At 42.8% G+C, this 11,339-nt stretch carries 11 protein-coding genes and 1 pseudogene; 8 read left to right on the forward strand and 4 right to left on the reverse strand.

The features are described from left to right. Positions 1 to 574 (reverse strand): annotated as a pseudogene (locus tag PN499_RS17430) (O-antigen ligase family protein); the annotation flags it as partial. Between the two features lie 173 nt (positions 575 to 747). Then, positions 748 to 1,593: a YaaW family protein gene (locus PN499_RS17435; RefSeq protein ID WP_272033364.1), complete on the reverse strand. Its 846-nt coding sequence runs from the start codon at positions 1,591 to 1,593 to the stop codon at positions 748 to 750. A 64-nt stretch (positions 1,594 to 1,657) separates the two neighbouring features. On the opposite strand from PN499_RS17435, the gene PN499_RS17440 reads away from it, so the two are divergent. Continuing rightward, the gene (locus PN499_RS17440; RefSeq protein WP_272033365.1) at positions 1,658 to 2,830 is read left to right on the forward strand and encodes an NAD(P)/FAD-dependent oxidoreductase; all 1,173 of its coding nucleotides are present in this window, start codon (positions 1,658 to 1,660) and stop codon (positions 2,828 to 2,830) included. A 240-nt stretch (positions 2,831 to 3,070) separates the two neighbouring features. Then, positions 3,071 to 3,421: a low temperature-induced protein gene (locus PN499_RS17445; RefSeq protein WP_272033366.1), complete on the forward strand. Its 351-nt coding sequence runs from the start codon at positions 3,071 to 3,073 to the stop codon at positions 3,419 to 3,421. 196 nt (positions 3,422 to 3,617) lie between these two features. Here PN499_RS17445 and PN499_RS17450 read toward each other — a convergent pair whose 3' ends face one another. Together PN499_RS17450 and PN499_RS17455 are read right to left on the reverse strand one after the other, a co-directional pair. Further along, the gene (locus PN499_RS17450) at positions 3,618 to 4,550 is read right to left on the reverse strand and encodes a DUF4351 domain-containing protein (RefSeq protein WP_272033373.1); all 933 of its coding nucleotides are present in this window, start codon (positions 4,548 to 4,550) and stop codon (positions 3,618 to 3,620) included. Between the two features lie 29 nt (positions 4,551 to 4,579). Then, positions 4,580 to 5,596 (reverse strand): sulfate/molybdate ABC transporter ATP-binding protein, encoded by a 1,017-nt coding sequence (locus tag PN499_RS17455; protein WP_272033367.1) that lies wholly within the window; start codon positions 5,594 to 5,596, stop codon positions 4,580 to 4,582. Between the two features lie 365 nt (positions 5,597 to 5,961). Here PN499_RS17455 and PN499_RS17460 point away from each other — a divergent pair, with 365 nt between their 5' ends. From PN499_RS17460 to PN499_RS17485, 6 genes are all read left to right on the forward strand, one after another. Beyond that, complete coding sequence (locus tag PN499_RS17460) at positions 5,962 to 6,618, forward strand: Eco29kI family restriction endonuclease (RefSeq protein ID WP_272033368.1); 657 nt, start codon at positions 5,962 to 5,964, stop codon at positions 6,616 to 6,618. Then, a complete protein-coding gene (locus tag PN499_RS17465; protein WP_272033369.1) occupies positions 6,572 to 7,783 on the forward strand; it encodes a DNA cytosine methyltransferase in 1,212 nt (403 codons plus the stop codon). Before PN499_RS17460 ends, PN499_RS17465 begins: the two co-directional genes overlap by 47 nt. 146 nt (positions 7,784 to 7,929) lie before the next feature. Further along, positions 7,930 to 8,835: a D-hexose-6-phosphate mutarotase gene (locus PN499_RS17470; protein ID WP_272033370.1), complete on the forward strand. Its 906-nt coding sequence runs from the start codon at positions 7,930 to 7,932 to the stop codon at positions 8,833 to 8,835. 208 nt (positions 8,836 to 9,043) lie between these two features. Beyond that, positions 9,044 to 9,280, forward strand: a complete 237-nt coding sequence (locus PN499_RS17475; protein ID WP_272033371.1) for a hypothetical protein — start codon at positions 9,044 to 9,046, stop codon at positions 9,278 to 9,280. After that, positions 9,277 to 9,618 carry a type II toxin-antitoxin system PemK/MazF family toxin gene (locus PN499_RS17480; protein WP_007353592.1) on the forward strand — a complete coding sequence of 114 codons (342 nt, stop codon included), beginning with the start codon at positions 9,277 to 9,279 and terminating at the stop codon, positions 9,616 to 9,618. The genes PN499_RS17475 and PN499_RS17480 overlap by 4 nt, the downstream gene beginning before the upstream one ends. Before the next feature lie 136 nt (positions 9,619 to 9,754). After that, positions 9,755 to 11,281, forward strand: coding sequence for a phosphomannomutase/phosphoglucomutase (locus tag PN499_RS17485; RefSeq protein ID WP_272033372.1), 1,527 nt, complete (start codon positions 9,755 to 9,757; stop codon positions 11,279 to 11,281). Positions 11,282 to 11,339 lie beyond the last annotated feature (58 nt).

Raw genomic sequence — 11,339 nt, forward strand, 5'->3', positions numbered from 1 at the left:
TCCTTCTTCCTTCTTCCTTCTTCCTTCTTCCTTCTTCAAACCATAATCCTAGACCAAGAATAAAAACAATTGTTAGATAGCAAGCTAGGATATTAGCATACATAAATACAGAAGACATTCGTCCAGGGGGATTACCTTTGATTTCCAATACCCACCCGAAAATGCCTTGCAACTGAACTGGAGTATTCCAATTTAAAAATAGCTGTCCCCAGCCTAAAGTTACTACTGGAATTGAGGTAATTACTATAATCCAAGATAATCGCCGTAATTGAGCGGGAGTTTGAATTAAAGTGCTAAATGCGGCAAAGAGTATAAAGAAAGGGAAGAGATTTCCTAATCCTAAAAAAGCTTCTAGGCGGTTGTGGGCAAAACTAGCGGTAATAATTAGCCAAATACTGAGAAGAGCGAGTCCTTGATTAATGGGACGGCGGATAATTTGGTGAAACTTTTGTTTCCAAGTAACCACTAAACCTAAGAAAATACCCAAGGCTCCTAAAATAGGAATTAAAGGGAAAATTAGAAGCCCCAACTGTGCATAATTCCAAGCAGCTTGCAAGCGGCGTTCCGCAGTCATGATTTCAGTTCCACTTGCATTAAATTCATACTAGCTTAAGGAAGAAGGAAGAAAGATTTAGCGATCTAAAAGATTGAGAATAAAAAAGAGAATTTGGCGTAATTCCCAGTCAAATTAAAAATTAAAAACTGCGATCCCTCAATTTTTAATTTTTAATTTTTAACTTTTAATTCTCATGCTGTTTCCCAGGTATATTCTGAACGGGTGAGGCGAATTTGAGCTAAGGCAAAGATAGTCGGGATAATACGACCATAGTTAGTAGAAATCGATCGCCATCCTAAGTCTGCGAAAAACCAAGTCCACATTACTGGCCCCAACAATGCAAAGACACTTCTAGCGGCTCCGTAACGGGCGGCAGTTGCGGTCATGCCTTGGCGAGCTGTCTGAATTGCCATATAATTCTGAAGCTGGGTTGCTGCGGCTGCTCCACCTGCGATCGCGGCTTCTTTTGCCATTTGATAGGTGGCAAAGTGCAGCGCAAACTGACGCGCCATGTGTTGTAAAATCACCTGTTTGAGTATAGAACTCACTGCCAAAGCACTGCCACCTTTAACGAGTAAAGCTAAGGGGTCTTTCTGTACTGAAATTGGCAGGGGTTCTGAGAGTTTGGACTCTTTTAGCGATCGCTGTACCCGCAGTGTCAAAACTTCCTGTTCTGATTGTGGTAAGCGTTTCCAGGCCCTTCCCATCAAAAACAGAAACACTTCTTCCTCTAACTCTGTTGTCGAAAGCTTTTTGGAGTAAGGAATTTTGATGTAGCGGCAAACTTGAATTAGAGCTTGCCGATAAGTGACTTGGTGGGTGCGACCCCGCAATACTGTTAACCCATCGGCGGCGAGATAGCGAAATCGCTGTTCTATGGCATCTAGCCAAGCTTCGCGATCGCGACTCTGTACGTCTATCGGTGCAGGAGTATGCACATAATCTAAGGGGTTAAACCTGCGGCTGAACAGAAGTTCTGTTAGCTGCTGCAATTCCTCCTCTGTTGCCAATTCCAGTGCTGCTCTCAGTTCGTCCAAGATTTACGCCCTCCATTACCCACAGATTATTGCTGTCCCTTATTCTACTTTGGTAGTTCATATTATGCCGCCTCTAAAAATGGACGCTTTATTACCTGTATTTGATATTGCCGTAATTGGGGCAGGAATGGCGGGGCTGATTTGCGCTCAGCAGTTGCGTCAAGCTGGCTATTCTGTCGCCGTAATTGAGAAGTCTCGCGGTGCGGGGGGACGAGTCGCTACTCGCCGTTTACACGCCACTAGAGCGGATCATGGCGCTCGCTATCTGGAACCCCAAGGGGAAATGGTGCAGCAGCTTATTGAGATTATGCGCGATCGTGACATCCTCCAATTTTGGACTGACACCGTTTATGAATTTGGGACAACAGAGGGTAGAGAGGCGGTAGCTAAATATTCCCCATCCTCCTCACCCTCCCCATCTCCCCTATCTTTCCCACCCTCCCCATCCCAAAATCGGTACGCGCCTCCATCAGGAATGAACTCTATAGGCAAATTTTTAGCCCATAATTTGGAAATTTGGTATAGCCGCCGCGCTCTAGCTATTACTCCTACAGAGAGTAAAACTTGGCATCTTACCCTGGAAACGGTAGGCGAAAACGAACATCCCCAAGAGTTAACGGCTAAGGCTGTTGTGGTGGCGATTCCAGCACCCCAAGCTTTAATGCTGCTGACGGAAACGAAGGATTTACCCTCAGAGTTTATTGCCACATTAGGCTCGATCGAGTATCACCCCTGTATCACAGTCATGGCAGGTTATCCATCGGAGCGACACCAAGATTTAGCTAAGCTTAATCCAGCTTGGAAAGCTATTACTTTTTCAGGCGATTCACCTTTAGCTTGGATTGGTTTAGATAGCAGCAAGCGCCAAGACTCGCAACAGCCTGTATTTGTCGTTCAAAGTAGCCCTAATTTTGCACAAAATTATTTAGAAGCTCCTGATTTAGAACTTGTTGGCCAAGATTTACTAGAGCGCGCAGCAGAATACCTAATGCCTTGGCTTTCCGCTCCAGAATGGTTGCAAGTTCATCGATGGCGCTATGCTTTTTGTCAACATCCTTTATCTATATCTTGTCTAACTGCGATGACTCCACTCCCCCTTGTTTGCGCTGGAGATTGGTGCGGGGGAAATCAAATAGAAGGAGCTTTACATTCTGGATTAGCTGCCGCTAGTTGGGTTAATAGTATCGTCGGCAATAGTCAATTACCTGATTTTAACTCTATGCTGCGATCTCTCTAAGTAGATACAAACCTTTTAATAGCTACCTATTGGCGGGAAAACGTTAAATATTCCCTTGGGAGGATTTCTCTTCTGGGTTTTATTAGTTACAAATAGGTTAGCTCAAGTTTATGGGCAACAAGTAGATTGTATCTTTGATCTGAGCAAGATTGAGATCAAAATTGTTCAGGATTTAGGTAACTATAAACCTGTTAACAATCTACCCATGTAAACCTCTAATAAAATATGGAGAATCTTTGTATGTCATCTATCAAATTCAACTTCCCTGTCCAACGTCTAGTTCGCACCTTGGCAGTTTTTTGTATTTGCGCCATGCTGTTTGTATTTAATGCTTTCCCTGCTGTTGCCGTTACCAGCAATCCCACCAAAGGTGAGGATAAACTTTTAGGAATTGAAAAGGAAGCCCAAAAGGCAGTTTTGAAGCAACCTATGGGTTTAGAAGAAACTCAGGACAAAGCTAGTGCTGGCCCTAATGAAATTCAAGGCGACGCTGACATTGACAAGATGAAAAATGCTTCAAACACTAATGCTACCTCTTTTGAGGAACAAGTGAAGAATGTTGTCGAAAATATTACTGGTAAAAAAGACTAAGCAGTGAATCAAATTCAAGATTGTCACCTCCGCCATCCTAATTTTTTGTGGAATGTTGGCTGCTAATAGCAAGCTTAAAGGTGGCAATTATTGAAGGTGTTAGGTAAATTTACTAATAATGCTGGTGGTCATTTTAAAGAACGATCGCCAGCTTTTTGTAATCTGCATCGCACTACATATTCATCTGATTTTTACATCAATTTTGTACTGACGAATCACCAGAAATCCGATCTAACCAAGCAATTAAATCTGCCTCATGTGAAAAATCGAGCAGTGCTTCTGCTAATTCTTCTAACTGCGAGACTGGTAAGGAGCGAATATTTCCCTGCAACTCAGGATTTACAGCACCGATGCGGCGCGGAAGTAGGCGCAAGATTAACGCCAAAGCTTCTGATTGCTTTCCTTGTTCTATACCTCTTTCCATCCAACTGGTGACGATTTCCATAACTACCTCTTGCTGAGCTGGTTCTATTCTAGCAATCTCAGATTCTAACAGACTTTCTTCTTCAGAGTTCAGGCGTAAATAAGTGTCAATAAACCCCGAAATTAGCTTCATTTTTGCCGGGTTTAAGCGTAAAGTTGCCAGCAGGCGCAAACATTCTAACTTCACTCTTGGACGCTCTTGGGGAGCGATGTTCATTTTCGCCATTAGCGCACTGGCTACTGGGTTTTGCTGCTGCAAAAAATCTCGCCAATTCAGACGATTTAATTGGATTATATCATAATTGAAATCCAAAACAAGTTTATTGGGAAAAGTTACTTGATGGCGGCTCGGTTGAGGCGATCGCGGGGTATCGTAGGAAAATAAAGCGATGGGATATACAGGTAAATCGTGTTTCTCATACAAGCGGGAAAAGTAGCGAAACATCCGCTTGCTAAAGTTCGCTTGATATTGAGCTTGGCTTTCAACATGAATCAGAAAGAAAGTTTCCTGAGTCCGAAATTTGATTTTGGCAACTAAGTCAGCTTCATAACGATCGCCCTCTGTGATATCTGTAAACACTTCTTTGTCTAAAAACTCCAGCGTATTTGGTTCTAGATATCTAGCTACCTCTGGAAAAAACAACTCCAAAAATTCCACAAAGAAGGTGGTTAGTAGTTCTTTAAATAAGCGATCGTGGTCAATCATAATCAAACATTAATCCCTCTTTATGTCTATTAAATCGAATAGTAAAGTGGAAAAGACTTGGCATCTTTCGGCTTAATATAAACCTGTTGTTGCGCCTGTAATTGTAACTGGTCAAATCGCTCTCGTGTCAGGTTAGCCGTGACTACTTGCCCGTCATCTAAGATTAATTCCGCTTGAATTTCCCAGCCTAAATGAATTACGCGGTTAACTTTGGCTGGTACTGTCAATTCATCTTGTTGGATTTCAATGACAACATCGTGAGGACGCAAGAAAATTTCCGGGTTAGCTGAGTCAAAACCGCTACTTTGGAAAATCCCAGAACTGCTAGGTAATACGTTCACTGGCCCGATAAAACTCATCACAAAAGGGCTAGCAGGACGGTCGTAAATATCTGCTGGCGTACCGATTTGTTCGACTTTGCCTTTGTTCATTACGACAATTTCATCGGCGACTTCCATCGCTTCTTCTTGGTCGTGGGTGACAAAAACTGTGGTAACGTGAACTTCATCATGGAGTCGCCGCAACCAGGCCCGTAAATCTTTGCGAACTTTGGCATCAAGAGCTCCAAAAGGTTCATCTAATAGCAACACTTCGGGCTCGACTGCGAGGGCTCTGGCGAGGGCGACTCGCTGGCGTTGGCCCCCTGAAAGTTGGGAGGGATAGCGATCGCCTAATCCTTGCAATTGAATCAAGTCTAATAATTCTTCTACTCGCGCTTTTACCTTTGCACGAGGTCGCTTCTGAAGTTCCAGCCCAAAGGCGATATTTTTCCGCACGGTCATGTGCTTAAATAGGGCGTAGTGCTGAAATACAAACCCAATATTCCGTTCTTGGACGTTTTGATAGGTCGCATCTTGACCTGTGAGCCAGATTTTACCAGATTCAGGCATTTCTAAACCTGAGATCAGCCGTAGCAGAGTCGATTTACCCGATCCTGATGGCCCCAGTAGCGCAACTAAAGAGCCCGATTTAATCTCAAGGCTGACTCGATCGACAGCTTGGAAGCTGCCAAAATTTTTCGATACGTTCTCAACGAGGATGCCCATTTTTAAAGGAAGGAGGAATAAGGAGGACGCTTGGGAAGAGAATCACCGATTCTCTGGTAGATTCTTGGTAGTTTTATATCATAATTGCACGTAGCAAGTATAGACAGGAGTTGAGTTTTTTCTGGGGCGATCGCCTTTGATTGTTGCTCTACGGTGGGATTGGTGCTATGCACAGGCAATCGCGATCGCACAAAGCCAAGGTAATTGACATTCCTAAAAGGGTGTGATAAATTTTTAATAAAATAAATTATCGTGATGCAACTGTAGTATCAATACTAATTAAATTAAGTTATGCGATCTTTTGATTTTCACCATGTCAACATGAGAAAGTCCAACCCTTTTCAGATTAAGCACGTTGCCCAACGATGAAGCCCATTTCCTTTGATAAGAATAAGCACATATACAAGAATGAGGCATTTGTTGAACTTGTTAAAGACGCTATCAGATTCTTTAATGGCACACCCGTCCACACACTTCCGCCGCCCGAACCTTTCCTAGGTACAGGAGTTTACGCGCTTTACTACACAGGACAAAATCCTCTGTACAAAAAATATGCCGAGTTAAATCGGCTTGCCTATAGCCACCCCATATACGTTGGCAAGGCTGTCCCAAAAGGGTGGCGACAGGCTCGTATTTCTGACAGCTCTCTCAGTCAGTCTCGGGAACTATACAGCCGTCTTCGAGAACATAGCAACAGCCTTAGAGTTGGCTCAGGTCTTTCTGTTGAAGATTTTATGTGTCGCTTCATCATTTTTGAAGGTCCAGGCTCCGACATGATCGGCACGATTGAAGCCTCGCTAATCAAGCTGAGTAAACCTTTGTGGAATACTGCTATGGATGGATTTGGCAACCATGATCCCGGCAGTGGTCGATATAACCAAGCAAAATCAGCCTGGGACGTGATCCACCCAGGAAGACTTTGGGCAGAAAAGTGCAATGGTGTATATACAAACGAAAGCACAATACTTGCAAATATTGAACGCCACTTCAAGAATTTTGGTGATGATCGTGAATTGCCTTGAACTATTTTCCGGTGCGGGCGGCTTGGCAAAAGGGCTGGAATTTTCAGGCTTAAAGCACTCTGCACTGGTCGAAGTGAACAATTATGCCTGTGCCTCTCTTCGTGAAAATTTCGATGCCGAAAAAGTTTTCTTTGGAGATATAAAAAATTTTAACTTAGATAATCTGGATCAAATTGATGTTGTTGCTGGGGGCCCTCCCTGTCAACCCTTCTCTTTGGGCGGTAAACACAAAGCGGATCAAGACAGCCGTGATATGTTCCTCTATGCAATACGCGCCATTGAAAGGCTTATACCAAAGGCTTTTGTCTTTGAAAATGTTAAAGGATTACTTCGCCCAACATTCGCTGATTATTTTGAGTACATTATATTCAGGCTAACCTATCCTAATTTGACGGCAAAAGCAAATTCGGATTGGCGAGAACATCTAAGTGAACTTCGCAGCGTTAGCAAGTGGTCTTATGCGGGAACTCAGTATGATGTGAAATTCAAGCTAATCAATGCAGCAAATTATGGGGTTCCACAAATGCGTGAGCGAGTAGTGATTGTGGGCATCCGATCTGATTTGTTGGTTTCTTGGTCATTTCCATCAGAAACACACTCAAATGATAGGCTTTTTTGGGATATGTACGTTACAGGAGAATACTGGAAACGTCATGAGATATCCAATTCACAACGCCCAGAAGTGAGTAGATTGATCGAAGAAAAAGTATTTAAACTTAGAAAAAAATATGGCATAGCCGAGCCAGAGTTACTACCGTGGAAAACAGTAAGAGATGCACTACATGACATCCCCGATCCAAAGTCTAATCATGGAATAAGCGATCATCTTTTCCGGGATGGAGCACGCATCTATCCAGGTCACACAGGAAGCGACTTCGATTGGCCCTCAAAGACAATAAAGGCCGGAGGGCATGGTGTTCCTGGTGGGGAGAATATGATCCGCTTCGCAGACAATAGTGTCCGTTATTTCACTATATTTGAAGCAAAGCGAATACAAACTTTCCCTGATAATTTTGTTATTAAGGGTGCATGGGGTGAAGCTATGCGCCAGATTGGTAACGCAGTGCCTGTACTACTTGCAGAAATAATAGGTCGGGAGCTGACAAAAAAATTAAAAGCACATAACACTGCATTGGATCGGAGGGAGTGTAGATTCGTTCATTGAAATAATCTATGAATATACTCCTGCGATCGCCCTAATATCACGCTTGGCGATCGCACACCCTCAAAATATAGTCAAACTCAACAATCGAAGAAAATCCCGCCGCCATACTATCAGATAATTGGGAAGCAGTTCACTAGGCCGACTCCATGAATATTGACCAATTAAACACCGATTACGGCATTCCCGGCCACCTCACTTTCGCCGCTGGGAACGGTGGTTTTCCGACGATTCGCATCGACAACGGCCAAGCCAAAGCCTTGATTTCTGTATATTCCGGCCAAGTGTTGTCCTTCCAACCCGCCACCGAACCCACAGATTTGATGTTCCTGAGTGAAAAAGCTTACTACGCTGAGGGGAAAGCGATCAAAGGCGGTATTCCCATCTGTTGGCCCTGGTTTGGCCCCGATCCCGAAGCCTTGGGCCGTCCCAGTCATGGATTCGTGCGAAATCGCCTCTGGAATGTCATCAACACCGCCACCACCACAGACGGCGCAACCCAAGTCATTCTAGGACTTAAGGATACCGAGGAAACTAGAGCGATGTGGCCGCAAGCTTTTGAACTAGCGATCGCCATTACCGTTGGCACTACCCTTACTGTAGAATTAATTACCCGGAATCTAGGCGAGAAAGCCTTTCCCCTCACCCAAGCATTCCACACCTATTTCCAAGTCGGCGATATCAACCGCGTTCAGGTTTTGGGATTAGAAAATACCAAGTATCAAGATAAGGTTGATGGTGGTATAGAAAAAACTCAAGTGGGTGCAGTCGCGATCGCAGGTGAAGTAGATCGAATCTATCTCAATGTTACCAATGAATTAGTCATTGAGGATGCCTCCCTCAATCGTCGGATTCGCATTAAATCTTCTGGTAGCAAATCCGCTGTAGTTTGGAATCCCTGGGTGACAATTTCGGCAAATATGGCCGACCTTGACAATCTCGATTATCAGCGTTTAATCTGCGTAGAAACAACCAATGCAGCGACGGATATTGTGGAAGTACCTGCTCATGGTGAATTCCGGTTAGAGGCAATTTACAGCATTGAACGCGACTAAAAGATGAGATATTAATTTCAGCGGTGACAGGTTTAAAATCCTCAGAATTGGATTAAAAAACTTTGTCACCGTAACGCCTAAAAATACTTTATACCCTAAGCGATCTTGCTATAATGAGACATCAAGAGAAGTTAGGGGAGAATCAACAGCTAACTAACATCCGGTATTGTGACCATAAATAAACAAATTTGATGAGGAATTTTTCTTTATGTCTGCCACTACCCGCGAACAACTACATCAACAGATTGATAGCTTACCAGATCATATTATTGAACAAATTGCAAACTTTACCCTATCTATAACGGCCCAAGAGAAAATAGCAGCATCAGAATACAGTGACTGGCAAAGTACGCAGTGGCAAGACTTTTCATTAACACAACTTTTCTGCGAAGATGATGAGATTGAATATTCCTTAGAAGATGCTAAAGAAATCTATCAACCATGAAACCAGGTGATATTGTATTAATTCGTTTTCCTCAAGCTGACTTGAAGCAAGGAAAACTTCGTCCCGCATTGGTAATCGCCATTGCACCTAGTCGTCATCCTGATTTATTATTAGCTTTAGTTTCCTCACGCATCGATCGAGCAACAGCAGGATTTGACGAAATAATAGATTTAACAGACCCTGACTATATAGCCACTGGTCTTAAAGTTGCTTCTGTTGTTAGATTAGGACGATTAGCAACTGTTGAATCATCGGTTGTTAATGCCCGTCTAGGAAGTATTTCAAACGAACGATTAATACAAATAAAAACTCGTTTAATTGATTGGCTACAAAAATAAAAATCTTCAACTTTTTACCGATCGACTTAGACTTACTTCCTATTAATGGCAACAAATGTAACAATTTCATATCAAAATCTGCTGTAAACTAACATATTCTACCAAATCTGCCACCATAATATTACCATCAACAATCATGCAAAACTTCAACTGGACAAAACTCCAAAATGGTTCCGATATTCGGGGGATCGCCCTCGAAGGCATTCCCGAAGAAAAAGTTAATATCACCCCCGAAATTGCGACAATTTTAGGTAAAGCATTTGTCTATTGGCTAACCCAAAAAATTAACAAACCAGCCGCCGAATCAACCATCTCCATCGGCCGCGACAGTCGCCTATCTGGGCCAATTTTAATGCAAGCAGTCATGGAAGGTATTACCTCAGTTGGTAGCCAAGTTTATGACTTTGAAATGGCTTCAACTCCAGCCATGTTTATGAGCACCATTACCCCTGGTTTTACTTGCGACGGTGCGATTATGCTAACCGCCAGCCATTTACCTTTTAATCGCAACGGCTTAAAGTTTTTCACCGCCCAAGGAGGGTTACAAAAAAAAGATATTACTGATATCTTAGCATTAGCTGCCAACAATAATTTTCCGTCAGCCCCCACCCCAGGTAAGATTACCAAGCATGATTTTATCTCAGTTTATGCCAACCAATTTGTCACCAAAATCAGGAAAGCAGTCAATCATCCCGATAATTTTGAGCAACCACTAACCGGATTAAAAATTGTCGTCGATGCTGGCAATGGTGCCGGAGGATTCTATGTCGATAAAGTGCTAAAACCTTTAGGCGCAGACACCACAGGCAGTCAATTTTTAGATCCTGATGGTACTTTTCCCAATCACGTACCAAATCCTGAAGATAAAGCAGCAATGCAGTCAATTTGTCAAGCAGTAATTAAACATCAAGCAGATTTTGGGATTATTTTTGATACCGATGTCGATCGCAGTGCTGCTGTCGATCGAACCGGGAAAGAACTTAATCGCAATCGCTTAATTGCCTTAATTTCTGCGATTATCTTAAAAGAGCATCCTGGCTCTACGATTGTCACCGATTCTATCACATCTGATGGTTTAACACAATTCATTGAACAGGATTTAAAAGGGATTCACCATCGCTTTAAACGTGGCTACAAAAACGTGATTGATGAATCGATTCGCCTCAATCAAAGCGGACAGGAATCATGGTTAGCTATTGAAACTTCTGGACACGGCGCATTAAAAGAAAATTACTTTCTGGATGATGGCGCTTACCTAGTTAGTAAATTATTGATTGAATTGGCTAAATCAAAGCTAGCTAATCAATCTTTACCAGATTTAATTGCCAATTTAAAGGAACCAGAAGAAAGTGTAGAGTTTCGGATTAAAATTGGTGTTGATGACTTCAAGTCTCACGGTAATAGTGTGATTGAAAAGCTACAAGAATTTGCAGCCATGCAGAAAGACTGGACAATCGTTCCTAATAACTACGAAGGCGTGAGAATTTCTTGTAATTCAACCAATGAAGATGGCTGGTTTTTGTTGCGTTTGTCATTACACGATCCAGTTATGCCGTTGAATATTGAGTCTAATGTTAAGGGTGGTGTCGCTCATATAGCCACTCGACTTTTAGAATTTTTGCAAACCCAAGACTCCCTAGATTTATCTGCACTTTTGCGTTAATTTCCATAACTCAAAAAAACTACGTAACGCCGCCATCTTGGCGGTAACAATACCGCCA

It is taken from the genome of Kamptonema animale CS-326 (genome assembly GCF_028330895.1).
Taxonomy (GTDB): Bacteria; Cyanobacteriota; Cyanobacteriia; order Cyanobacteriales; family Microcoleaceae; genus Kamptonema; species Kamptonema formosum.

What these genes read in the sequence shown, in the direction of transcription:
- PN499_RS17440 (WP_272033365.1), top strand. Translation starts at nt 1,658, where the DNA reads ATGCCGCCTCTAAAAATGGACGCTTTATTACCTGTATTTGATATTGCC.
- PN499_RS17445 (WP_272033366.1), top strand. Translation starts at nt 3,071, where the DNA reads ATGTCATCTATCAAATTCAACTTCCCTGTCCAACGTCTAGTTCGCACC.
- PN499_RS17450 (WP_272033373.1), bottom strand. Translation starts at nt 4,550, where the DNA reads ATGATTGACCACGATCGCTTATTTAAAGAACTACTAACCACCTTCTTT.
- PN499_RS17455 (WP_272033367.1), bottom strand. Translation starts at nt 5,596, where the DNA reads ATGGGCATCCTCGTTGAGAACGTATCGAAAAATTTTGGCAGCTTCCAA.
- PN499_RS17460 (WP_272033368.1), top strand. Translation starts at nt 5,962, where the DNA reads ATGAAGCCCATTTCCTTTGATAAGAATAAGCACATATACAAGAATGAG.
- PN499_RS17470 (WP_272033370.1), top strand. Translation starts at nt 7,930, where the DNA reads ATGAATATTGACCAATTAAACACCGATTACGGCATTCCCGGCCACCTC.
- PN499_RS17475 (WP_272033371.1), top strand. Translation starts at nt 9,044, where the DNA reads ATGTCTGCCACTACCCGCGAACAACTACATCAACAGATTGATAGCTTA.
- PN499_RS17480 (WP_007353592.1), top strand. Translation starts at nt 9,277, where the DNA reads ATGAAACCAGGTGATATTGTATTAATTCGTTTTCCTCAAGCTGACTTG.
- PN499_RS17485 (WP_272033372.1), top strand. Translation starts at nt 9,755, where the DNA reads ATGCAAAACTTCAACTGGACAAAACTCCAAAATGGTTCCGATATTCGG.